This window comes from Paraburkholderia sp. (assembly GCF_024281035.1).
Classification (GTDB): domain Bacteria; phylum Pseudomonadota; class Gammaproteobacteria; order Burkholderiales; family Burkholderiaceae; genus Paraburkholderia.
Window position 1 is genome coordinate 86223 of sequence record NZ_JAMXLH010000025.1, and the last position, 23697, is coordinate 109919.

The following is a 23697-nucleotide window of genomic DNA, read 5'->3' on the forward strand; positions in this document are numbered from 1 at the left end:
CGACAACGCCGACCGGCAAACAGGAGAGCGCGCGTGCAACTGGCCTTCGCAAGCCTGACCGACCAGGGCGGGCGGCAGCGCAACGAAGACTCGCTCGGCGATTTTTCGAGCGAGCGGCTGTTCTACTGCATCGTCGCCGACGGCGCGGGCGGCCACGGCGGCGGCGATACGGCGTCGGCCATCGTCGTCCATACCGTGCTTGCCGATCTGCGTTATCTGACCATGGCCGAACTGCCGCCCACCGGCGACCGTCTCGCGAACGCGCTCGCCCACGCGAACGCCAATATCGTCGAAGAGCAGTCGCACGGGCCGCCCGGCCTGCGCGACATGCGCTCCACCGCCACGCTCCTCGCCATCGACCGCGAACGCCGCACGGCCGCATGGGCGCATTGCGGCGACACGCGTCTCTACTGCTTGCGCGCGGGGCGCATCGCGGCGCAGACGCGCGACCACAGCATGGTCCAGGAGATGATCGACGCGAAGCTCATCAGCGCTGAAGCGGCGCGTCATCACCCGCGCCGCAATGTGCTGTTCGCGGCGCTCGGCACGCTCGATGCGCTCAACATCGCGCGCCTCGACGGCACCTTCGGGCTGCTGCCGGGCGACGCGTTTCTGATCTGCACGGACGGCCTCTGGGAATACGTGGAGGACGCGACAATCGTCGCGACGCTCGCACGGGCCGCGAATCCGTCCGGCTGGCTCGACGCCCTCGCGCACGAGGTGCGCGCGCATGCGAAGGCGAGCCACGACAATTTCAGCGCCTACGCGGTGTGGGTCGCCTAGAAATCCCCGCACCCGTGCTGCCCGTTGGCCAGCATGCAGCTATTCAGGTTCGGCTGCGAGCGCACGCGCTTCCATTCCACCGCGAGCAGATCCTGATTCTCGCCGGGCGGGGTGGTCGAGAAGAGCGGCTGGTTCGAGCCGACGCAGATGTTCGTGCCCTGCAGGTTGTTCTCGTAGACGAAGGTCTTCTCAGCCGGCCCGAAGAACGATTGCAACCCGCTTTGCGCGAGCGGCAGGTCGGGGTCGAGCGCCGACACGGTCAGCGTGCCCGGATCGTTCACGACGATATAGCCGACGAGCGACACGAACGCCGGATCGATCGGATACTGTCCGGCCGGCGAACCCTGCGTCGCCGGGGTCGAGAGTGTGCCCGCAAGCGTGCCCGCCGCCGTGTCGCCGTTGATGAGCCCGCTCGTCGCGTACGCGAAGTTCGGATTCGGCGCGCCCGCGAGGCGCGTTGCGCCGTCCGCGGTCACGATCACCGTGGGCCGCGCGATATACACGAAGTGGTCGCCCGTGAGCGGCACTGTCCCGCCCCACACGCATCCCGCACCGTAACTGCAGCCGTAGAAGTTCGGCTGCAACGTGTTGGGCTGTACGTTGCCGCGCGTCTCGCCGTTCCAGGTGGCCGCCCAGATACGCCAGCCGTTGCCCGCGCTCACCGTGCCGGTGCCGTTGTCGGTGAACACGCCGTTCTCCATCACGAGATCGATCGTGCCGCCCGCGGTGAGGTTGGTGTTCATGCCGCCGGTCGGCCCGCCCGGCGACGCCGTGCCGCCGCCCAGCCCGATGCCGCCCGTCCCGGCCTGGGCCAGCAGATTGCCGGTGAGCGTCGAATTCGTGGCGTCGATGGTCGTCAGCGTGCCCGACGTTGCGTCGTAAGCGTGGCTCACGATCGGGCCGATCACGAAACCCACCGAGTTGAAGAAGTTCACGTTGCCCGCGTTCATCATCGCGAGCACGCCCACGTCGTTTTGCGGATCGTTGAGCGTGAAGCTGCCGGGCCCCACGAGCAGCAGGCCGGCGGCCTGGATGCCGCCCGGGTCGGTCACCGCGCCAGCCGAATCGAGCGTCAGCGTGTGGTTGCCGACCGAGATGCCGTGCGGCAGTTCGATACCCTGGCTGCCGCTGCCCGGATTCGCGAGCGTGAGGTTCATGTTCAGCACGGGCTTCGAGAGCGTCGTGCACGAGATGGAATCGGAACATATGCCGTCGACCACGATCAGGCCCGTCTGCGTGTCCGAGCCGAGTGCGAGCGTTGTGAACCCGGTGAACGCGTTGAAAGTCGCCATGTCGATGCTGAGGCCGCCCGCGTCGGGGCCGAACAGCGTGATCGGCGTGCTGTTCTGCGCGATGAGCGCGAACGTCGCCGGATCGACGCTCGCAGCGAGAATCGCCAGTGTGCCGCCGGGCGACGTCACCGTCGCATTGGCGGCGAGCAGGCTTGTCGAGGTGTTGTCGTTGGCCGCGCGCAATGCGACGGTGCCGCCGCTCGCGGCACTCACGCTCACGGTGCCCGCCGGGTGCGTGAACGCCGATGATTCGGCCACGCCGCCGAGCGCGAGACCCGCGTCGGACGTGTTGGTCGAACCGGCGAGCGCAATCGTGGAGTTGGGCGCCGTGGCCGTAATGGTGCCGTTGTAGACGAGCGTGCCGTAGTCGAACTGCACGTTGTCGCCGCTCGTGCTCGGGGTTGGACTCGTGACCACGCCGCGAACGTCGATGGCGCCGCCGTTGTTCGACGTGATCGTCGAGCCATCCGCCACGAGCACGCCTTCCACGCCCGAGCCGAGGCCGCTGCCGTAGATGGCGAGCGTGCCGGTGCCGGTCGTGATGCCGGTGTTCGGCTGGGTGACGGTATCGGAATTGACGGTGGTGTTTTCGAGCACGACGCCGCTGGACGACGCGCCGCGCGCGGCCGTCCCCGTCGAATTGCCGGTCAGCGTAATCGCGCCGTTCGCCGACACGATCTGCGCCGCGTCGACATCGAGCGCCACCGAGCCATTGAGCGAAGCAGGCGTGCTGCCGGTGACGGATATCGCGCCGCTCGCCGTCTGAATGGTCGGCAGCGTGATCGTGCCGCTGCCCGCGAAGAATTGCCCCGGTCCTTCCAGCAGGACGCCGGTCGCCCCGCTCAGCGTGGCCGATGTCGAAGCGGTGACGCTGCCGTTGATCGTCACGCCGCCACTCGATGTATTGAACGCGCTGAAGACGTCGTTCACGCCGATGCCGAAGTTCGACGCCGCCACCGTGCCCGTAACGGCGACGGGGCCGCTCAAGGCCGAGAGTTCCGTGCCGTTCAAAGAGACGCCCGTGCCGTCGAAACCGCCCGCCGAGCCCTGGATCGATACCGCGCCGCTGCCGGTCACGTCGATGGCGGGCGTGACGGTCGGACCGCTCTGGTAGTTGCCGAAAATCGTGACGCCCGAAGCGGTCGCCGAGCTGGCGAAGCCAGTGCCGACGAGCCCTATGTTGCCGTTGCTGGTCTGCAGCGCACTCTGCGAGAGGTCGATGCCGTTGCCCGCGGCACTCGACGTGCCGTGGACCGTGAGTGCACCCGCGCCCGTGCTGACGAGCGAGTAGCCAATCGCGACGGCGTTGCCCGACGCTGCCGTGCCGTTGATGCCCGCTGCGCCGCCATCGGTGTTGATCGTCGAATTCTCGATGTTTACGGCGCTTTGTCCCGTGTTGCCGATCGTGAACGTCCCGCCGTTCGTATTCACCGTCGTGCCGCCGAGCGTCACCGCATTGCTGCCCGCCGTCCCGTTCACGTTGGCTTCGAGATCGACATTGAGCTTGCCCGCGCTCGACGTGATGGCCGCTCCGAAATTGAAGACGACGTTGCCGGACGATTCGAGCGTGAGCGTCGCATCGGCGCCAGCGGTCTTGGCGATGTTCGCGCCCGTATCGACGGTGATGTCGCCGCTCGAAGTCTGCACGGTGACCGAGGTGCCGTCGTTGAGTTGCGTCGTGATCTGCTGATCCGAAATCGGCGTGCTCGCGGGTCCGAACAGCATGACCGAACCGCTGAGGGTGCCGCCCGAGCCGGTCGAGCAGCCCGCGCTCGCGGCGCAGATTTCGATGCTCACGGGATCGAGCAGCCACGAGCCCGCGACGCCTTGCGGCGCGGCAACATTGATCGTCGCGCCGGTCACGTCGAGGCTGCCGCCCGACGTCTCGATCCACCCGCCGTTGCCGCCCGTAGCGCCGCCCGTCGCGCTGAGCGCGCCGTACACGCGCGAGGCCGTCGAACCGTACACGACGATGCTGCCGCCGTTGCCGCTCGTGAGCGCATCGGCGTGAATCTGCGCGGCGGGGTCCATCCAGACCGCGTTGGCATCGGGAATGGCCGGATCGGCGCCGTGGGAGCCGCCGCCGATATGCACGATGCCGCCGCCCGCGCCGCCGCTCGCGTTGATATTTGCGCCCGCCAGCAGCCCGATGTCGTAGCCGGTCACATCGATTTGCCCGCCCGTCCGGGACGCGCCGCCCGACGCATCGAGCGTCCCGCTGACGAGCGTCTCGCCGTTCGTGCCGCCGTCGAGGATGATGTGGCCGTTGCGCATCGCCAGACTTTGCGCGCGCACGATGCCCTGCTGGTTGATGACGGCGCTCGCGAGCGCTTCGGCCGTCTGCGCACTCATGACGACCGTGCCGCCGTCCGCCGCGAGCGTGCCGGTGTTGCCGAGCAGCGCGTTGGCGGCGCCCGCGTTGATCTTGATCGTCGTGAGGCCGTCGCCCGCGAAGTCGAGCGTGATGTCGCCGCCCGCGCCCAGCGCGACCGTGCCGAGTTTCGCGATCACCATGCCGCTGTTGCTGACCGTGCCGCCGAGCAGCGCGACGGTGCCGCCGTTGGCGGCGGTGATCGTGCCCGCGTTGCTCACGGCGGCGGTCGAATGGCCGACGAAGTGGAAATTACCCGCGAGAAAATCGGCGTCGGCGATGTTGAGCGTCGACGCAACGAGCGAGCCGACACTCACCGACGAGCCTGCCGAGAACAGCACGCCCGCCGGATTGACGAGAAAGACTTTGCCGTTCGCGCGCAGGCTGCCGGCAATCGTGCTGGGATTGTTGCCGACCACGCGGTTGAGCAGCGCGGCCTGCGCCGAGGGCTGCGCGATGTTCACCGCTTCGCCCGAGGCAATCGAAAACGTGTTCCAGTTGACGATGGCGTTCGCCGTGCTTTGCGTGATGTTCATCTGCGACGCACTCGGCGCGCTGACCGTCACGCCGCCCGCCACGACCTGCGCGCCGGTCGGGTTGGCCAGCCCGGACGGCGCGTACGCCACCTCGAACAGCGCAGCCGCCACGCTTGCGATCGCCTTTGCCTGCATGGGCCGCATGGGCATCATGGGCCGCGTCCTGCCACGCTTGTTCATCCCGCACCCCTCGCGCCGGACCGTGCCCGGCATGACGGTGACATCGTCAAAAGGTGTTGCTCAAAGAGCCTTGCTCAACGGGTCCTGCTCAAAAGGTCTTGCTCAACTGCATGTAAAACGTCGGCACCTTGTCGTTGCCGGTGGTGTCGGGCGACGTCGTGCGCCACGCCACGGTGCCCTGCCACGCAAATCCATACGGCAGCGACACATACGCACCGATCCCGGCGCCGCTGCGCGTGAGGTTGTTGTCCCCCTGCCCCGGGCGCGTGTTCGCATTGAACCAGCCGGTGCCGAAGTCGAAGAACGTGAACGCCGTGATCTGCGCGTTGATCGCGTAGCGCAGTTCGGCGGTGGCGACGAAGCCTTCGTCGACGAGCCCTTCCGAGGGCGAATACGCCCGCACCGCGTGCGGGCCGCCGAGCAGGAAGCGCGACGAATCGTCGAGTGTGGTCGCGGCCCACTGCCCCGAAAAACCGAGGAAGAGATTCAGCTTTTCGGTCAGCGCGTTCAGGCGGTTGGCAAAGAATGTCGCGCGCATTTCGGTGCCCGCCGTGTTGCGTCCGAACACCGACTGGTCGATCAGAAAATTCGTGTTGTCCCTGAAATGCAGGCTGCCGATCAGCAGTTCGAGATCGGCGCTGTTGAAGCCGCCGCCGAAGAACGTGTCGCGGCTCTCGTACGTGACGCCCAGGCTGCCTTCCACCAGCGAGCGGCGATTGTGGTCGTCGACGATGCCGATGTTGTCCGAGAGATCGCGATACTCGAAGTTCGCGCGCCCGAGCAGGTTCTGGTTGCGCGTGCGCAGCAGCGGATGGGTGACCGTGAGATCGACCACGGTGGCCTCGCCGGTGGCGTCGAGCACCGAGAACTCCTTGCCGAGCGTGTAATTCATGCGCGCCACGGCCACGCCCACGCGCGTGCCGACGCTATTGACGGGCGCTTCGTAGCCGACGCGCCCGTACACGGTGTCGAGCCGTTCGGAGCCGAGAATGCGCAGGTCGAGGTTGTCGCCGATGCCGAACGGCGAGTTCAGCCGCGCGAGCGCGCCGAGCCGCCAGGTGCCGCTCGCCGCCGCGCCGTAGTTGTCGAGATCGACGGCCATGCTCCAGCGCTTCGCGGGCGCGACGTTGATCGTGAGGTCCACGGTGCCGGGCTCGCTGCCCGCCTCGATGGCCGAGGTCACCGTGATGCCGGGCAGGTCCGAGAGCAGCAGCATCGTGCGTTCGAGCACCTGCTGCCTGAGCGGCGCGCCCACCGGAATCCGCTCCACGCGCTCGCGCAGGAGCGACTCCTTGATCGGCGTGCCCGCCGCCACGTCGAGCCGCACGTGCCCGACGCGGCCTTCCAGCACGCTCAGTTGCACGTCGCCCGACGTGACGTCCTGCGGCGGAATCACCACCTGCGCCAGCACGTAGCCGCGCTCGCGATAGATCTGCGCGATGCGCGCGGCAATCGCCTGCAGATCCGCGAAACCGATCTGCGAGCCGATCTTGTCGCGCACCGGCGCAAGCAGTTCATCGGCCGGAATCGAGTCGTTGCCCTTGAGCGTGAGGGATTTCAGCACGAACGTCGCGCCGCCCGGCGGCGCGGTGACGCCCTCGCCCGGCGGCACGGCGGGCAGCGCATTGGCGCCGCCGGGCGGCGCCGGGCGCGTTTCGCGCGGCTGCGTCTGATTGAGAATGGAGCCCGCATTCGGCACGGTCTGCCCCCACGCCAGCGCACTGCTTGCCGACGCAAGCGCGGCAATCGTCCGGAGTTTTAATGTCATGTCAGGTTCCGCGCGCGATGCTCAAACGCCAGCCGCCCATCAGGTCGAACGGCGCCCAGAAAAACGGATGGGCGAAACGCGGCTCTTTCATCACGGCGAGCTGCGCGGCGCGCATCGCGTCGATCGCTTCCTTGCCTTGTGCGAGTTGCGAGTAGAAGGTGCGCATCGTGAGCGCGGTGGATTCGTCGGCAACGGGCCACATCGAGACGATCAGGCTCGTCGCGCCCGCGTAGAAAAACGCGCGCGTGAAGCCGAGGATTTCGTCGCCGCGCGCGATGCGCCCGAGGCCCGTCTCGCACGCGGAAAGCGTGACGAGCGCAACGTTGTTGAGCTTCAGGTTGTAGACGTCGAGTGCGAGCAGCGAGTCGGGGCCGTCGGCGGGCTGCGTGGCGGGCGCGAGCAGGATGCGCGAATGCAGCGGATCGATCGTGTCGGCTTCGGCGTGCGTCGCGACGTGCAGCACGCGGCCCGCCGGGGCGCTCTCGCGGAACTGCGAGCGGGTGGCCGCGCTTTGCAGGAACAGCGCCTTCGTCGCGAAGAGCGGCGCAATGCCCTCCACTTCGGCCTGCGCGCCCGGCAGCGCGAATTGCGGCGCGATTTGCGGATTGCCGAACGCGACCAGATTGCTCGCGACCGTCTGGCGCCGCGCCTCCAGTTGCAGCGCGACGCTCGCCGACGGCTGGAGCGCAATCGGATGCTGCTCGATCAGGTAGCCGTTCGGGCCGCGCAACGCCTGGAACGGCAGATAGTGCAGCGCACCGTGCGGCACGATCAGGAGCCGCTCTTCGGGACGCAGCGCAAGCGGCGCGATCAGGAGCTGGTACAGCTTCTCGCCGTAGGCGATCGCGGCGGGACGCCGGTGCACGATGGCGTTGCGCACGTCGGTCACGGCGGATTCGATGTCGGCGCGCGCAATCGGCAGCGTGTGGCCCTGCAGTCCGTCGCGGCGGATCACCCAGACGACCAGCGTCTTGTCGAGGGTATGAAACTCGACGATTGCCTCGTTCGGCTGCAACGCATCGCGCACAGCCTGCAAGGTCGGCACCGTGCCGTTGAGCAACGTGTCGTCCACACCCGTATCGACGCGGTTGCGCACGACGTCGAGCAGCGTGCGCGCGCGGCTGCGCTCGGAAAGATTCCACGCGCTCTCGTAGTCGCCCGCATCGACGGCAAGCTTGATCGCTTCCTCGAACACCGATTGCGTGTCGCCGAAGAGGCCCGTCTTGAACTCGTCGCTGCGAAAACGCGCGCGGATCTTTTCCGAATCGTCCACGGCGTGCAAATACGCCTCGCGCGCGCGCGCCTTGTCGCCGAGCGCGAGATACGCGCGGCCGATGCCTTCGTGGACCCACAGGTTGTCGTAGTTCGCATCGCTCGTCGTGCCGCTCGCGAGCTGCGCCTGGTACACCTTGAGCGCTTCGGCGGGCTTGCCTTCGGCGAGCAGCAGCTTGCCCTCGATGCGGCCATAGGCGGGCGCGAGTTCGGGGACAGCGGGCGGCCCCGCCGCTTCGAGCGTCTGGCGCGCGGCGCCCGTGTCGCCAATCGCGATCTGCGCGTTCGTGATCGACAGTTGCACGAGCGGCCTGAAGCGCGCGGACGCCGTGAGCATGGCCTCGTCGTACGCGGCGAGCGCGCCCCGTGCATCGCCGCGCCGCAGCGCCACGTCGCCCAGTACCTTGTTCGCGGGCGCGAATACCTGGTCGGGCGCTTTCGGATGCGAAGCGAGCGCCTCGCGCGCGTATTTTTGCGCATCGTCGAGGTCGCCCGCATAGCTGTACGCAATCGCCAGGTCGCGCTTCGAGAGCGCGGCGAGATCGGCATTGTCGGTGCGCTCGGCGACGACGAGTGCGCGCGCCGCAGCGTTGATGCTGTCGCGGAAGTCGCCGCGCTCGGCTGCGGCCACCGACATGCTGCAATAGTCGTAAGCGGGCAGCGCGACGCGATCGCGCGACAGCAGCAGCCGGCCTTCGTCGGTCAGCGAGCGGAGCGTTTCGGCGTCGCGTTCGCGTTCGGCGGCCTCGCGGAAACCCTGCGATTCGGGTGCCAGACCCGTAGCGCCAGCAGCGGCTGTCCGGGCAGGGGCCGGTGCTGACGACGGCGTGGCCGCGCGCGCGGCGGGCGGCATGGCGAGCGCGTACGCCAGTACAACCCCCGAAACCGCCGCACCCAGCCAGCGCGCGCGACGCGCCCTCGCGCGCCACACGATCAAGTGCCTTCCCGCCAACTGTCGTTCGAGAACGTTCACATCGGCTTCCTGCGGAACACACAGCATGCGAGCGAGCCCGGTGCGGCACGCGCCGGACTATTTCACAGAGGTAAACGAGCCAGCCACGGAATTTTTGAAAACGCGGATGCCCGCCGCCGACGCCGCGCGTATCCAGCCACTACACTTCTTTCAAAAATCGGCAGTGTCAGTCGTCTTGAAGATAAGGTGCGCGTGCCTCGCCCTGCCCGCTGCGCCGGGAGGCGGCGGGCCATTGCCATGGAGCGTCGCTCGATGAACAGTCCCGACGACAAGACGGTTATCGTGTCCGCGCCTGCCGGGCAGGACGGCGCGCGTGCGCACGAAACGCCGGATGTCGCCGTCGTTCGTGATACGGCCGCGCAGGAACCGGCGCGGGAGACGGAGGACGACGCGGCGGGGAAAGCGGCAGGCGAGGCGAAGGGCGAGACAGACGGCGGCAATGCGGAGGCAAGCGGCGAAGGGCCGGGCGACACTGCGGCGCCGCACACCGGGCAACCTGCGGAATCCGCAGGCCCGGCGACCCGGGAAGACGAGGCGACCCGTATCGTGCCGCCTGCGCCCGCCACCCCAGCCGCACCCGCAGCCGCAGCCGCAGCCGCACCAGTTCAAACACAAACGCCCGCCGCCGCGAGCGATCTCGCCGCCGATCCCGGCGCGCACCAGGCGCTGCCCGTCGGCACGACCATTTCGGAGTTCGAGATCGCCGGGCTGATCGGCGAAGGCGGTTTCGGCATCGTCTATCTCGCGTGGGACACGCTGCTGCGCCGCCGCGTCGCGCTCAAGGAATACATCCCGGCTTCGCTCGCGACGCGCGCCGTCGGCACGAGCCAGGTGACGGTGCGCTCGCAGCGCAACGAAGAAACGTTTCGCGCGGGCCTGAGGAGTTTCATCAACGAGGCGCAACTGCTCGCGCAGTTCGACCATCACTCGCTCGTCAAGGTCTACCGGTTCTGGGAAGCCAACGGCACCGCGTACATGGTGATGCCGTATTACGAAGGCGAAACGCTCAAGGACGCGCTGCGCCAGATGCCCGAGCCGCCCGGCGAAGCCTGGCTGCGCGCGTTGCTCGCGCCGCTCCTCGAAGCGCTCGCGGTGCTGCATGGCGCACAGTGTTTCCATCGCGACATCGCGCCGGACAACATCATGCTGCTCAAGGGCAGCCAGCGCCCGCTCCTGCTCGACTTCGGCGCGGCGCGGCGCGTGATCGGCGACATGACGCAGGCGCTTACGGTCATCCTCAAGCCCGGCTATGCGCCGGTTGAGCAGTACGCCGAAGTGCCGTCGATGAAACAGGGGCCGTGGACCGATATCTATGCGCTCGCGGCGGTGGTCTATTACGCGATCGAAGGGAAGACGCCGCCCGCCGCGGTCGGGCGGCTGCTGAGCGACACCTGCGCGCCGCTCGCGACCGTCGCGGCGGGACGCTACAGCGAATCCTTCCTGCGCGCCATCGACCACGCGCTGGCCGTGCGGCCCGAGGACCGTCCGCAGGACGTGCAGGCGCTCGCGGCGGAACTGGGGATCGCTATCGGTGACGGAACAGCGACGCCGCCCGCCGATGGTGCGACGACTGGCGCTGCGCCTGCTGCGGTGCGCGCTGCGGCGGGCGGGTTTGCTACTGGCACCACGTCTGCCAGGGCCGCCACGCCGGGCACATCAGGCACGCCGCGCAGCACGACGGGCGCTACGGGCACCGCATCGACACCCGCTGCAACCACGCGCGCGGGCGGTAAGCGCGGCTCGATGATCGCCGCCGTGGCGGCGGGCGTCGCGATACTGGGCGCGATAGGCGCATGGTTCGCGCTACGGCCAACCGGCGCGCCGCCCGCGAGCGCCCAGCACGCAAGCGCCACGGTCGCCGCCGCACCGCCCGCTGCGTCCCCGGCTGCCACCGCCGAACTGCCGCCCGTGCCGCCCGCGAGCGCCACCACCGCAGCGACCACCGCAGCAACTACGACAGCGACCGCGACAACGCCAGGCGCAAACACAGCGACACCGGCGGAACCGCCGCTGCCGCCGTTCACGCCATCGGGCGAATTCGGACGCATCGTCGCGCTGTCCGATCCGTCGATCCGCGTCACGACGAAGTTGCGCAGCACGAAGGCGCGCATCAAGAAGGACTTCCTGGCATTCCAGGTGACGAGCGACCGCGCGGGCTACGTCTACGCGTTCATGGTCGATCCGCAGGGCAACTATCTGATGCTGCTGCCGAACCAGCGCGACAAGGCGAACACCATCGCAGCCGGGCAAACGCTCTCGCTGCCGCGCCCGAGCTGGCCGATGCTCGCCGACGCGCCCGCAGGGCCGATCCATTTCATCGTGCTCGTCTCGCCGCAAGCGCGCGACTTCTCCGCTGCGGGCCTGCAACAGGGCGACGTCTTCGCGGACTTCCCTGCGGAGGCGCAAGCTGCCGCCGCCGCGCACCGCACCGCGAGCTACTCGCCGTTCGCGGGCACCGCGCGCTGCGCGCCCGGCGCGCCGAAGTGCAGCGACGCATTCGGCGCGGCAGCGTTCCAAATCGACGTGGTGGGCGCGTCCGGGCAGTAGCCCCCGCTACAGCCGTTGCGCGCATGAGGTTCTGGAGACCGGCATGAACAGATCGCTCCTTGTGCTCGCTGCGGCTGCGGCGCTAGCCGGTTGCGCGAGCAACAATCCGGCCAGTTCGGTTGTCATCGGCCCGGCTACGCCGCCGAAGACAACCGGCGGCGATGCTGCATTGGCTGCGACAGCGGCAACGGCCGCCTCGCCGCCACAGCACGCCTCGGCGCAAGCGAATGCATCACAGGCGCCGGACATCGCGCAGCAAGCGCCTCACACACAATCCGCTTCACAATCCGCTTCACAAGCCGCTGCACAAGCAACTTCACAAACCGCGTCACAAACCGCAGCGCCGCAGCCGACCGCATCGGCAGCCTCCGGCACGAACGCCGCCACAGCCCCGGCCGCCGCTTTCGCCACGCGCCACGCGTACTACCAGGCTGTCCGCTTCGCCGACCTGCCGGGCTGGCATGCCGACGACCTGAGCGGCACGCTCGACGCCTTCCGCCGCAGTTGCAGCGTGCTCGCCACGCGCAACGGCTGGGCCGCGCCCTGCACGGCTGCGCGCACGCTCGATGCGCAAAGCGCCCCGGCGATCCGCCGCTTCTTCGAGACGTATTTCGACGTCTACCAGATCGGCAACACCGACCGCAGCACCGACGGCACGATGACCGGCTACTACGAACCGCTGCTCAACGGCAGCAAGCAATACGGCGGCGCGTATGTGTATCCGGTCTACGGCGTGCCCGGGGACATGCTGTACCTCGACGCCCGGCGTCTGAACGGTGCGGCGCACGGCAGCGTGAGCGCGGCGCGCATCGAGGGCCGCACGGTGATCCCGCTGCCGGGTGCGGCGGGGGGCACGGCGGGCGTCTACACGCTCGATCTGCGCGACAGCGTGCCCGATATCCGCGACAAGAAAATCCGTCTGCGGCTCGACGGCAGCCGTATCGTCCCCTACTACACGCGCGCCGAAATCGAACGCGGCGCGGCGCGCGCGCCGGTGCTCGCGTGGGTGGACGACCCGGTGATGCTCTATTCGATGCAGATGCAGGGCTCGGGCAAGATCCGCATGCGCGACGGCACGATCCGCCGCTTCGCCTACGCCGAGCAGAACGGCAGGCCATTCCTGCCGCCGCTCGCACGCGCGGGCCACAGCAGCGGGCACCGGCTGATGGTGCGCGGTCTCGACGTCGACGTGGATGTCACCGACGAGGACAGCCCCGCCACGCTCGCCAGCGGCAGCACCAACGGCACAGCGCCCGGCGACAGCACGGGCACAGCAGGCGCGACGGCAGCGACGACAGCGGCGGCGGCACCGAACGACAGCGGCGACGACCAGCCGGTCTCGCCGCTCCTGCGCGGCTTCAAGCTGGCTGCCGCGACGCCGTCGAATCCAGTCATTAATCCGGGAATCAAGCCAGGCGTCGGTCCAGGCAACGGCATCGCGAGCGCGCCGGTCAAGCACGGCTTCGCAACCTCCGACCCGAGCTACGTGTTCTTCCGCCCGATCGCCGATTCGCCCAGCGGCCCGACCGGCGCGCTCGGCGTGCCGCTCTCGGCGGGGCGCTCGGTGGCGGTGGATCCGCGCACGACGCCGCTCGGCTCGCCGGTGTTCGTCGCCACGCGCGACGACCCGCGCACGCCCGGCGCCGTGAACCGCCTGATGATGGCGCAGGACTCGGGCGGCGCGATAGCGGGCGCCGTGCGCGCCGACTATTTCTATGGCTTCGGCCAGGGCGCGCAAAGCGCGGCGAGCCGCACGAGGGAACCCCTGCGCATGTGGCTGTTGCTGCCGAAGGGGCTGCACGTGGCGGCGCAGGAATCGGCGACGAAGACGCGCGGCCTTGCCGCGCCCGCGACGGGCGATTGCCTCGTTGCCGATGCACAACTGTGCGTGGACGACGACTCGCCTTAACGCTCCAATTCCGGCTCCAACTCCGGCGGCAATTCCAACCACAATTCCAACCGCAATTCCGCCCGCAACGCCGCGCGCGAAAATCTTTCAATAGCCTTCCAATTCATCCAATTTGCAGACAAACGCGACGTTCTGCCCCAAGTCCGGTTATCATCGCGCCCTTGCGCGTCGCGGGCAGCCGTGCGCGCAATCCCGGCCCCTGCGCCACCTGACGCGAACCCAGACTCACGATGTCCCACCTCCCCTTCGATGCCGTGCTCTTCGACTGCGACGGCGTGCTTGTCGACTCCGAACGCATCACGCACGTCGTGCTCGTGCAGATGCTCGGCGAACTCGGCTGGACGCTCGACATCGAGGACGCGATGCGCATTTTCGTGGGCAAGATGGTCAAGGACGAGGCTGCGCGCATCGAGGCTCATACGGGTTTCGCCATCGACGACGTCTGGCTCGAACAATTTCGCGCACGCCGCAACGATGCGCTCGCGCGCGATCTGGTGGAGATTCCTGGCGCCCCTGCCGCCGTGCGCGCCGTGCACGCGGCGTTCGACGGGCGCATCGCGCTCGCCTCGGGCGCCGACCGCCGCAAGGTCGAACTGCAGTTGCGCAAGGTGGGTCTGTTCGAGTGCTTCGAAGCGCACATCTACAGCGGCCATGAAATGCCGCGCAGCAAGCCGCATCCTGATGTCTATCTCGCCGCGGCCGCCGGCCTGCGCGTTGCGCCCGCGCGCTGCGCGGTGATCGAAGACACGGTGACGGGCGCGCGTGCGGGTCTCGCCGCGGGCGCGACCGTGTTCGGCTACAGCCCCAGCGCGCCGGGTCACAGCAGCGCCGACGCGCTGCGCGAAGCGGGCGTCGCGCACGTTTTCACCGACATGGCGGAGCTACCTGCGCTGCTTGCGCGCGGAGGTGCCGAAGGCGCTCCGTAAGCTCGCATAAGACACGCTTCAAAACACACGCTTCGCTCACCCAGGAAGCACACGTTGGCTGACTCGCATACCATCCGATGATGGCGTGATCAGCCGAAATAGATAGTTTGCTACCGAATCGCTCTGGCCTTTTATCCCGCCGATGTCGAATCTTCATACCTTAAGACTTGCCGTCAGCAGCACGCTCGTTCTCGCCTCGCGCAAGTGGCGGCGCACCATTCACGGCGCGCTCACCGCGTATAACGTGTCGGAAGCGTGCGCAGCGCCGCTGCTCACCGCGGGGCGGCTCGGCGAAGCAGTGCGCCAGGTCACGCTCGCCGAACACGTCGGCATCGAAGGGCCGTCGCTCGTGCGCCTGCTCGATCAGCTCTGCGCCGCGGGCCTCGTGCGCCGCGACGAAGACCCCGACGACCGCCGCGCCAAAACGATCTCGCTGACCGACGAAGGCCGCGCCGTCACCGCGAAGATGGAGCGCGACCTGCGCGCGCTGCGCGAGCGCGTGCTAAAGGGCGTGACGCGCGCCGACCTCGAAGCGACGCTGCGCGTGCTCGATGCCTTCACTGCGGCCGACGCCGCGCATCACGACTGAACGGCGTCATGAACTACCCGACCTACCGCGACTGGCTGTTTTCGGTGAAGACGTTCGCCGCGTCGATGCTCGCGCTCTATCTCGCGCTCTATTTCCAGTTGCCGCGTCCGTACTGGGCGATGGCGAGCGTCTACATCGTGTCGAATCCGTTCGTCGGCGCGACGCGTTCGAAGGCGCTTTATCGCGCGCTCGGCACGGCGCTCGGCGCGGCTGCCGCCGTGCTGCTCGTGCCGCCCTTTGTCGAAATGCCGTACCTCTTCAGCGTGATCGTCGCGCTGTGGACCGGCACGCTGCTCTATCTGGCCATCTCCGACCGCACCGCGCGCAGCTACGTGTTCATGCTCGCGGGCTATACGATGCCGCTCATCGCGCTGCCCACGGTGACCGATCCGGGCACGATATTCGACGTGGCACTCGCGCGAACCGAAGAGATCACGCTCGGCATCGTCTGCGCGAGCGTGGTGGGGAGCACGGTGCTGCCGAGCCGGCTTGCACCCACGCTGATCGAGCGCGCCGACGCGTGGTTTCGCGACGCCGCGTTCTATGGCCGCGAAGCGCTCCTCGGCCACCTCGCGGGGACGGACATTTCGCAGTGCCGGCAGCGGCTCGCGAGCACGATCAACGGCCTCGAATTCCTGTTGAGCCAGTTGAGCTACGACCACACGCACCCGGAAATCCTCGCGCGCGCCGAAGCGATGCGCGGGCGCATGCAGCTTTTCCTGCCGATGATCTCCGCGCTCGCCGATCCGCTGGCCGCGCTGCGCAACCTGCACGTGCGCCCTGCCGGCCTCGACGCCTTGCTGGCCGACGCCGCGCAATGGATCACCGCGCCGCTCGCCGTGCGCGCGCGCGACATGCACGACGACGCAGGCGATCCGGTGGCCGACAGCCTGCACGCACGCATTGCCGCGTTACAGCCCGCACGCGAATCGCTCACGGGCTGGGACGGCGCGCTGCTTTCGAATGCGCTGTGGCGGCTCGGCCAAGTGATCGACGTGTGGCAGGACTGCCGGTCGCTGCGCGCGCTCATCGCGCACGAATCGGCCGCGTGGCAGCCGCGCTATCGCCACTGGCGGCTCGGCGGCACCGAACGCTTCTTCGATCGCGGCATGATGCTGATTTCGTGTCTCGTGCCGGTGACCGCGATCATCGCCGCATGCTCGCTGTGGATCAGTTCGGGCTGGCACGACGGCGCGGCCGCCGTCTCGCTCGCGGCGGTCGCGTGCTGCTTTTTCGCGGCGCTCGACGAGCCCGCGCCGATGGTGTTTCGCTTTTTCCTGTCGACCTGCGCGAGCGTCGTGTTCGCCGGGCTCTATCTGTTCGTGGTGCTGCCGCACGTCCACGATTTCGCGATGCTGATCGTGATCTTCGCGGCGCCGTTCATCCTGATCGGCACGCTGATTCCGCGCCCGCAGTTCAGCATGGTGACGATGCTCGTCGCCGTGAACACGGCGACCTTCATCAGCCTTCAGGGCGCGTACGACGCCGACTTTCTCGTGTTCCTGAACAGCAATCTCGCGGGCGTCGCGGGGCTGCTGTTCGCGTTCGTCTGGACGCGCGTGGCGCGCCCCTTCGGCGCCGAACTCGCTGCGAAGCGCCTGCTGCGTTCGAGCTGGCACGACGTGGCGCTCTCGGCATCCTCCGCGCCGCTCGGCAACCAGCGCAATCTCGCCTCGCGCATGCTCGACCGCCTGATGCAGCTGATTCCGCGTCTGGCCGCTTCGGACGAGCATCGTCATCCGTCGATCGAGAGCTTCCGCGATCTGCGCATCGCGCTGAATGCGCTCGATCTGCGCCGCTCGCGCCGCAAGCTCGGCGGCGATCTTCCCGATGCCATCGACCGCGTGCTGCTGGGCGTCAGTGCTCATTACGCGAAGTGCGCCGAAGCGAGCGCGCGCCAGGACGCGCCGCAGACGCTGCTTCACACCATCGACGACGCGCTCGGGCGCATCGCATCGCATGGGGCCGCCGCAGTTGCACCCGAGGCTCCCGAGGCTCCCGAGGCACCGGGTACGCCGGATACGCCGGATACGCCCGCCGCGCCGTCCAGCGCAGGCCGCCGCGCGAGCGCCTCGCAGCGCTGGATGAGCGACGCGCGGCATGCGCTCGTGGGCATGCGGCTGTCGCTCTTTCCGGCGCAGGGCACGAATCCGCCGCACGCCGCCGCAGAGGTCCACGCATGAGCCCCTGTTTCATTCTTCTCCTTTCGAGCCTCGCACCATGATCGGCGAAATCGATATCTTCGGCGTATTCGTGCCGGCCGTGCTCGTGCTCATGTTGATCGCGTACCTCATCAATATCGTGATCGGCAAGGTGCTCACACGCATCGGCTTTTACCGGCTCGTCTGGCACCGCTCCATTTTCGATCTCGGCATCTATGTCTTCGTACTGGCTGCCGTCATCGTCGTTTCGCATCGTTTCATGCCCAACTAACGTGAAAAAGACCCTGTTCTCCGCAGGTAGGATCCTGCTGACGCTCGTCGTCGTCGCGATTGCCGCCGTCGTGCTGTGGCGCATCGTCAACTACTACATGTTTTCGCCGTGGACGCGCGACGGCCACGTGCGCGCCGACGTGATCCAGGTCGCACCCGACGTGGGCGGCCTCATCACGGCAGTCGAAGTCACCGACAACCAGCAGGTCAGGCAAGGCCAGGTGCTGTTCGTGATCGACCGGGCGCGCTACGCGCTCGCACTGCGGCTCGCGCAGGCCACGCTCGATCAGCGCCGCACGACGCTCGCGCAGGCCAGGCGCGAGTACGCGCGCAACCTGACGCTCGGCAATCTTGTTGCGAGCGAAACGATCGAGGAGAGCCGCATGCGCGTCGACCAGGGCGAAGCGGCCGTTGCGGACGCACAGGTCCAGGTCGACACCGCGCGCCTGAACCTGCAGCGCACGACGATCGTGAGCCCCGTCGACGGCTATCTGAACGACCGCGCGCCGCGGGTCGGCGAATACGTGTCGTCGGGCCGCCCGGTGCTCGCGGTCGTGGATCTGCACTCGTTCCGCGTTGACGGCTACTTCGAGGAAACGAAGCTGGGCAGCATCCATATCGGCGAGCCGGTCGACATTTCGGTGATGGGCGAGCGGCGCGTGCTGCGCGGACACGTGCAGAGCATCGTCGCCGGGATCGAGGACCGCGACCGCGCGCAGGGCCCGAACCTGCTGCCGAACGTGAATCCCGCCTTCAGCTGGGTGCGGCTCGCGCAGCGCATTCCGGTGCGCGTCGCGCTCGACGAAGTGCCCGAAGATTTCCGCATGATCGCAGGCCGCACGGCGACCGTCGCAGTGCGCACGTCCGCGAGCGAGAACCGGAGCGACAACAGCCATGCCGCCGCGGCCGGTGGCGCGAGCGGTGCAAGCGGCGCGAGCGGCGGCGCGGCAGCAGCCACGAACGCTTCGGGTGCTTCGGGCGCTCCGGGTGGGATGAATGCGAGCGCAACCAGTGCAGCCGGAGCCTCGCAATGACACGCCGTCCGCTCTGGCGCGCGCTTGCGCTCGCGCCGCTTGCGCTCGCGCTTGGCGCCTGCATGAATGTCGGCCCCGATTACCGGCTGCCGAAAGACGCGCTCGTCAACGCTCCGCTCGCGCAAGGACCGATCGACGGCGTGCAGCATGCGCCCGTCGCCTCGGGCGAAGTGCCCGCCGACTGGTGGCGTCTCTACGACGACCCTACGCTCGACGAGCTCGTGCAAGCGGCGCTGCAGTCGAACACGAGCCTGCGCGTCGCCGCCGCGAACCTCGCGCGCTCGCGCGCGGCCGTGCAGGTCGCGAACGAACAGGGCGGTTTCTCGGGCGGCGCGAGCGCCGCGTTCGTGCGCGCGCAGGAATCGGCGGAACAGTACCTGCTCACCAGCAAGCTCCCGGTCCAGTACGAAGGCGATATCGCGTTGAACGTCTCGTATGAGATCGATCTGTTCGGCAAGCTGCGGCGCGGCGTGGAATCGGCGCGCGCCGACGACGAGGCCGTGGAGGCCGCCGCCGATCTCGCGCGCATCACCGTGGTCGCCGACGTCGTGCAGGCATACGTCGAATCATGCTCGGCCGCCGAAGAACTCGCCATCGCGCAGGAATCGCTGAAGCTCGCGCGCGAACGCGTCGCGCTCACGAAGCGGCTGCGCGACGCGGGCCGCGGCAACCAGCCCGACGTGACGCGCGGCCTGACGCAGGCGCAGACGCTCGCCGCCGACATTCCCCGCTTCGAGGCACGCCGCCGCATCGCGCAATATCAGCTTGCGATGCTGCTCGCGCGTGCGCCCGCCGATCTGCCGCCCGGCGCGCTCGCCTGTACGCACCTGCCGCAAGTCAAGCAGCCGATTCCCGTGGGCGACGGCGCAGCGCTGCTGAAGCGCCGGCCCGATGTGCGCGAGGCCGAGCGGAAACTTGCGGCGTCGACGGCGCGCATCGGCGTGGCGACGGCGGCGCTCTATCCGTCGATCAGCATCGGCGCGGGCGCGGGAACGCTCGGCATCGCGGGCGACCTGTTCACGCCGGCCACCAACCGCTGGTCGATCGGACCGCTGATCAGCTGGTCGTTCCCGATCAACGGACAACGTGCGCGCGTGCGCGAAGCCGAAGCCGAGACGAGCGGCGCGCTCGCGCAGTTCGACGGCGTCGTGCTCAACGCGCTGCGCGAAACGCAGTCGAGCCTGGCGTCCTACGCCGCCGACGACCAGCGCGCCGACGCGCTGCGCACGGCCTATGCGTCGGCACAGGAGTCCGCCGACGAAACGCACCGGCTCTACGCAGCCGGACGCGACTCTTTCCTGTCCGACCTCGACGCAACGCGCACGCTGACTTCCGTGCACGCGCAGGTCGCGGCGGCGGAAAGCCAGGTGGCGCGCGACCAGGTGAAGCTGTTCCTGTCGCTCGGCGGCGGCTGGGAGAAAACGCAGGCGCAGTGATGTCGTGCTGTGATGTCGTGCTGTGATGTCGTGCTGTGATGCGGACAAGGCGGACGACGTCAGCGCGCGAATGCGACCGTCACGTCGAGCGGCATGACGAGCGCGATGCGCGTGCCGCCCGGCGCCGATTCGATCGTCAGCGTGCCGCGAAGCCGCGCGGCGCGCGCACGCATGCTGCGCATGCCCGCACCGCCCGGTGCGATCTCGCGCGTGTCGAAGCCGATGCCGTTATCGGTGATCGTCAGATGCAACGCATTGCGTTCGCGCCGTAGCGCCACCTCTGCCTGCGAGGCCTGGCTGTGTTTGAGCACATTGGTCAGCGCTTCCTGAATGACGCGCATGAGATCGAGCCCGCGCGCGCCTGGCAGACGGCAGCCGTCGAGCCCCTCCAGCGTCCAGCGGCACGCTACGCCCTGCTGCTCGAACAGCCGCATGAGCCGGTGCCGCAGCGAGCAGATCTGGCCGGCCAGCGCGAATTCGCCGCGCTCCTCGCTTGAGGCCGCGTCGACGATGATGCGCAGGTCGTCGCGCAACTCCTTGAGAATCGAGAGCGAACGGCCCGGCGGCGGCGGCTCCGGCGCGTGTTCGAGTTCGGCGATGGCGCCGACGATCGTGCCGCCCAGGCCATCGTGCAGTTCGTGAGCGAGCCGCACGCGCTCCGAAAGCCGTGCATTGGCAACTTCCAGTTCGTACTGGCGCGTGAGCGTCTGCCAGAGCTCCGCGCGTGCCTCCGCGATCCCCCGGTTCAGGTCGTCGTTAAAACGCTCGACGCGGCGCTGCGAGTCGACGAACCGCCATGCCAGCATCAGCGCCATCGACACCATCTGCAACTGCGCGGCCACCGCGGCAAAGAAAATGTTGTCGTTCAGGACGCCGATGAAAGTGAGCAGATCATGCGCGCCCCCGGCGAAAAACGCGACGGTGCTCAACGCCACGATGCGCTGGTCCATACGCCCGCGACGCCAGACAAACCACAGAAACGCGCTGCACGTCAGCAAAAAAATACCCGCCGCAGCGAGCGCGAGCGCGATGCGCGTCGTTGCAATGTTCCTGTGCGGCACGACGAGCATCGCCAACGCGCCGATCGACACCACCGTCCAGAGCGCACGTTCGAGGCGCGGCAGGCGGCGCTCGCTATAGCGCACGATGAACATCGCGAACGCACCGCTGTAGACAATCAAGGCGATGGAATTCGCACGCTCCCAGGCGTTGTTGCTCGCGAACGGCCAGGGCGTGGTCGTCACCTCGTTGAACGCCACCCACCACCACGCGAGCGACATCACGCTGAACCAGCCATATGCCGCTTCGCCGCGCCGCATCAGCCACAGCGTAAAGAAAAAGCAGCCGAGCGTCGCAGTCACTGCAAGGCTGTATAGCTGCAGATCGCGCCGCAGGAAGCGCGCGCGCGCATGAACGGCGGCCAGGGTGTGCGGATCGCCCACCGTCACCCTGCCGAGTCCCGGCGAAAACGCCGCGAGTCCCGATACGCGCGCGATCAGCGTGTTTTCGCCCTCACGCACGAGCGGCGCGGGCAATAGCCGGTAGCGCGGCGTGTACCAGGCGCGCGTGAGCGGCTCGACGAGCGAGGCGTCGCGATCGAGCAGCGTGCCATTCAGAAAGAGCGCGCCCGCCATGTTCAGATAGTCGAGCGCGACCGCAAGCGGCGGCGCGTTCGGCGGGGCCTGCCAGGTGAGCCGGTACCACACGACGCCGTCGAAGCCGGGCCAGCGCCTCGCCCAGCCGTCGGGCAGCGTCACGTCGACCCAGCCCGTTGCGGGCGGCTGCGCGGCGTGCCAGTCGCTGCGTGCGGCCTCGATGCGCGTGAACGCGAGTATGCCTGTGGAAGTCTCGGAAGACGCAGCAGCCGCTGCGCCGAGATGTAAAAGACAGAGCGCCCCGATCAGGGCAACAAGCCATGCGTGCGCGCCTCGAAAACCGCTTGCGTGCGCGAATTGACTGCCAGCTTCTTGTAGATATTCTTGATGTGGCATTCGACCGTCAACCTGGACAAGGTCAGCACTTCCGATATCTCACGGTTGGTCAGTCCTTTTCCGACCAGCGCGAGAATCTCGATCTCCCGTGGACTCAGCGACTTCGCGAGCGGCGTGGTCTGCGCGCCGCTCTTCATTCTGGTGGCCGGCCCCGCTCCGGCCATGTCGAGAATCCGCCTGGCGACAAACGGATCGATTGGCGCGCCGCCGCGCAATGCGCTGCGGATCGACAACGCAATCTCAATGTCGTCGCGTTCCTTGAGCAGATACCCCGTTGCCCCGGCTTCCAGCGCCGTGACGATGATCTGCTCGGTACTCCACGCCGAGATTACCAGAATCGGCAATGCCGGATCACGCGTATAAAGGTCGCGGACGAGGTCGATTCCGTTGCCGTCGGGCAGCCCGATATCGGCCAGCACCATCGCGAACGGCTGCTCGGCGAGCAGCGCCTGTGCGGCGCGTATGCCGCCCGCATACAACATGGCGTCGGCCTGATAGCCGAGGCTCGCGAGGATAGTGCCGAGGCGCCGCTGCATCAAGGGCTCGTCTTCGACGATCAGGAGCGGGCCGGGCAGTACCGATTCATGCGTTTCGGGAAGCGGTAGATTCATGGGCGAAGGCAAAAGAACCGCGGAAAAGGCCGCAAAACACGGTGTGGAACGCCAGCCGCGGAATCTGCTTGCGCGGACAACCGTTAGCTTCGCACAATTGCACGTGCCGGAGTGTTGCCCGCCACCCTCCGCACGAACGCCGGCCCTACCTGATTCCAGGTATTGCGGCACGCATACACAGCGGATCAAATACGCTGGCATGCAGGAAAACGAGAATAAAGCGCGTTGCGGACGCCGCGCCGCACGCAGACCAAACGCTTTACTGGCCACGGGGACGGCAAACGGATGCGTCTGGCATTAAACCCGCATCGGTTCGCCCGCCAGGCCCAACATCATGGACCACGCAAAAAAAAACCGGCGCTCGTTGAGTCCGGCCGGGTGCGACGATCAATACGGACTGGAACTGGCACGCGGAAACTCATACATCGCGAGCACACTCACATTGCAAAGCCGCGCGACCGCAATCGCTGAAGTGGTCGACGGGTTCGTGGCCCAGTACGGCGCCGTCGATCTTGCGATCTTTCTTGAAGTACTCGCCGACCGCCTCGACAAGCGCGGCGCCCACGAAGCCGCCGAAGCCGTGACACACGCGGCCGAGCGCGCCGCGCGGCGGCGCTAGCGCCGCTGCCGGCTGCACATCGAACAGCTACACATCAAACTTTAGTGGCCGCCGGAATTGTCCCGCGGCGAGAAGCCGATGACCGCGCCAGCATGCGGAGCGCCTGCCTGTGACGTGCCGCCCGTCGCCGCGCCGTAGCCGCTCGCCTGTACGCCGTTTTCCGCATTGACGCGCGCTTCCGCCGCCTGAATGTCCCTCGGATAGTACTCATCCTTTGCGCCCGGACGGTAACCGGCCTTTTCCAGCTGGACCAGTTCGTTGCGAACCTGAGCGCGCGTGACCGGCCCATTGGTGGATTGCGCCTGTGCAAAAGAAACGGCCGGCATTGCAAGCACGGTAGCGAGCGCAACAGCCTTGATGAGCGAGTTCATGAAGATACCTCCCAAAAATCCAGATACCGGTGCAGTGCTTTTCTGCATCCGTTGAAC

General features: G+C 68.0%; 16 protein-coding genes. 10 read left to right on the forward strand and 6 right to left on the reverse strand.

Features of this window, described 5'->3' with window-relative positions; genetic code table 11:
- Positions 1–33 precede the first annotated feature (33 nt).
- Positions 34–783, forward strand: a complete 750-nt coding sequence (locus Q0L30_RS08035; protein WP_296653583.1) for a protein phosphatase 2C domain-containing protein — start codon at positions 34–36, stop codon at positions 781–783.
- On the opposite strand, the gene Q0L30_RS08040 is transcribed toward Q0L30_RS08035, so the two are convergent.
- From Q0L30_RS08040 to Q0L30_RS08050, 3 genes are all read right to left on the reverse strand, one after another.
- Positions 780–5135: a filamentous hemagglutinin N-terminal domain-containing protein gene (locus tag Q0L30_RS08040; protein WP_296653586.1), complete on the reverse strand. Its 4356-nt coding sequence runs from the start codon at positions 5133–5135 to the stop codon at positions 780–782. The genes Q0L30_RS08035 and Q0L30_RS08040 overlap by 4 nt on opposite strands.
- Positions 5136–5250: 115 nt before the next feature.
- On the reverse strand, positions 5251–6930 hold the full coding sequence (locus Q0L30_RS08045) for a ShlB/FhaC/HecB family hemolysin secretion/activation protein (protein WP_296653588.1): 1680 nt from the start codon (positions 6928–6930) through the stop codon (positions 5251–5253).
- 1 nt (position 6931) lies between these two features.
- The gene (locus tag Q0L30_RS08050; protein WP_296653589.1) at positions 6932–9175 is read right to left on the reverse strand and encodes a CHAT domain-containing protein; all 2244 of its coding nucleotides are present in this window, start codon (positions 9173–9175) and stop codon (positions 6932–6934) included.
- A gap of 252 nt (positions 9176–9427) precedes the next feature.
- Here Q0L30_RS08050 and Q0L30_RS08055 point away from each other — a divergent pair, with 252 nt between their 5' ends.
- From Q0L30_RS08055 to Q0L30_RS08090, 8 genes are all read left to right on the forward strand, one after another.
- Positions 9428–11722, forward strand: coding sequence for a serine/threonine-protein kinase (locus Q0L30_RS08055; RefSeq protein ID WP_296653591.1), 2295 nt, complete (start codon positions 9428–9430; stop codon positions 11720–11722).
- Between the two features lie 43 nt (positions 11723–11765).
- Positions 11766–13631 (forward strand): MltA domain-containing protein, encoded by a 1866-nt coding sequence (locus Q0L30_RS08060; protein WP_296653592.1) that lies wholly within the window; start codon positions 11766–11768, stop codon positions 13629–13631.
- Positions 13632–13861: 230 nt separating this feature from the next.
- A complete protein-coding gene (locus Q0L30_RS08065) occupies positions 13862–14557 on the forward strand; it encodes an HAD family phosphatase (protein ID WP_296653594.1) in 696 nt (231 codons plus the stop codon).
- A 142-nt stretch (positions 14558–14699) separates the two neighbouring features.
- Positions 14700–15146 (forward strand): MarR family transcriptional regulator, encoded by a 447-nt coding sequence (locus Q0L30_RS08070; protein WP_296653595.1) that lies wholly within the window; start codon positions 14700–14702, stop codon positions 15144–15146.
- Between the two features lie 8 nt (positions 15147–15154).
- Positions 15155–17329: an FUSC family protein gene (locus tag Q0L30_RS08075; RefSeq protein ID WP_296653597.1), complete on the forward strand. Its 2175-nt coding sequence runs from the start codon at positions 15155–15157 to the stop codon at positions 17327–17329.
- A 37-nt stretch (positions 17330–17366) separates the two neighbouring features.
- The gene (locus Q0L30_RS08080) at positions 17367–17579 is read left to right on the forward strand and encodes a DUF1656 domain-containing protein (protein ID WP_293042997.1); all 213 of its coding nucleotides are present in this window, start codon (positions 17367–17369) and stop codon (positions 17577–17579) included.
- Position 17580: 1 nt separating this feature from the next.
- On the forward strand, positions 17581–18612 hold the full coding sequence (locus tag Q0L30_RS08085; RefSeq protein WP_296653601.1) for an HlyD family secretion protein: 1032 nt from the start codon (positions 17581–17583) through the stop codon (positions 18610–18612).
- The gene (locus Q0L30_RS08090) at positions 18609–20048 is read left to right on the forward strand and encodes an efflux transporter outer membrane subunit (RefSeq protein ID WP_296653603.1); all 1440 of its coding nucleotides are present in this window, start codon (positions 18609–18611) and stop codon (positions 20046–20048) included. Before Q0L30_RS08085 ends, Q0L30_RS08090 begins: the two co-directional genes overlap by 4 nt.
- 59 nt (positions 20049–20107) lie before the next feature.
- On the opposite strand, the gene Q0L30_RS08095 is transcribed toward Q0L30_RS08090, so the two are convergent.
- Both Q0L30_RS08095 and Q0L30_RS08100 read right to left on the reverse strand, forming a co-directional pair.
- Complete coding sequence (locus Q0L30_RS08095; protein ID WP_296653605.1) at positions 20108–22039, reverse strand: 7TM diverse intracellular signaling domain-containing protein; 1932 nt, start codon at positions 22037–22039, stop codon at positions 20108–20110.
- Positions 21949–22650 carry a response regulator transcription factor gene (locus tag Q0L30_RS08100; protein WP_296653606.1) on the reverse strand — a complete coding sequence of 234 codons (702 nt, stop codon included), beginning with the start codon at positions 22648–22650 and terminating at the stop codon, positions 21949–21951. The genes Q0L30_RS08095 and Q0L30_RS08100 overlap by 91 nt, the downstream gene beginning before the upstream one ends.
- A 334-nt stretch (positions 22651–22984) precedes the next feature.
- On the opposite strand from Q0L30_RS08100, the gene Q0L30_RS08105 reads away from it, so the two are divergent.
- Entirely contained in the window at positions 22985–23269 is a 285-nt protein-coding gene (locus Q0L30_RS08105; RefSeq protein WP_296653608.1) for a hypothetical protein, read from the forward strand.
- Between the two features lie 41 nt (positions 23270–23310).
- On the opposite strand, the gene Q0L30_RS08110 is transcribed toward Q0L30_RS08105, so the two are convergent.
- Positions 23311–23640 carry a DUF4148 domain-containing protein gene (locus tag Q0L30_RS08110; RefSeq protein ID WP_296653609.1) on the reverse strand — a complete coding sequence of 110 codons (330 nt, stop codon included), beginning with the start codon at positions 23638–23640 and terminating at the stop codon, positions 23311–23313.
- Positions 23641–23697: the final 57 nt, after the last annotated feature.

Excerpts from the sequence above, each read along its gene's own strand:
- Q0L30_RS08040 (WP_296653586.1), bottom strand. The coding sequence starts at position 5,135 with ATGATGCCCATGCGGCCCATGCAGGCAAAGGCGATCGCAAGCGTGGCG.
- Q0L30_RS08045 (WP_296653588.1), bottom strand. The coding sequence starts at position 6,930 with ATGACATTAAAACTCCGGACGATTGCCGCGCTTGCGTCGGCAAGCAGT.
- Q0L30_RS08055 (WP_296653591.1), top strand. The coding sequence starts at position 9,428 with ATGAACAGTCCCGACGACAAGACGGTTATCGTGTCCGCGCCTGCCGGG.
- Q0L30_RS08060 (WP_296653592.1), top strand. The coding sequence starts at position 11,766 with ATGAACAGATCGCTCCTTGTGCTCGCTGCGGCTGCGGCGCTAGCCGGT.
- Q0L30_RS08065 (WP_296653594.1), top strand. The coding sequence starts at position 13,862 with ATGTCCCACCTCCCCTTCGATGCCGTGCTCTTCGACTGCGACGGCGTG.
- Q0L30_RS08070 (WP_296653595.1), top strand. The coding sequence starts at position 14,700 with ATGTCGAATCTTCATACCTTAAGACTTGCCGTCAGCAGCACGCTCGTT.
- Q0L30_RS08075 (WP_296653597.1), top strand. The coding sequence starts at position 15,155 with ATGAACTACCCGACCTACCGCGACTGGCTGTTTTCGGTGAAGACGTTC.
- Q0L30_RS08080 (WP_293042997.1), top strand. The coding sequence starts at position 17,367 with ATGATCGGCGAAATCGATATCTTCGGCGTATTCGTGCCGGCCGTGCTC.
- Q0L30_RS08090 (WP_296653603.1), top strand. The coding sequence starts at position 18,609 with ATGACACGCCGTCCGCTCTGGCGCGCGCTTGCGCTCGCGCCGCTTGCG.
- Q0L30_RS08095 (WP_296653605.1), bottom strand. The coding sequence starts at position 22,039 with ATGCCACATCAAGAATATCTACAAGAAGCTGGCAGTCAATTCGCGCAC.
- Q0L30_RS08100 (WP_296653606.1), bottom strand. The coding sequence starts at position 22,650 with ATGAATCTACCGCTTCCCGAAACGCATGAATCGGTACTGCCCGGCCCG.
- Q0L30_RS08105 (WP_296653608.1), top strand. The coding sequence starts at position 22,985 with ATGGACCACGCAAAAAAAAACCGGCGCTCGTTGAGTCCGGCCGGGTGC.
- Q0L30_RS08110 (WP_296653609.1), bottom strand. The coding sequence starts at position 23,640 with ATGAACTCGCTCATCAAGGCTGTTGCGCTCGCTACCGTGCTTGCAATG.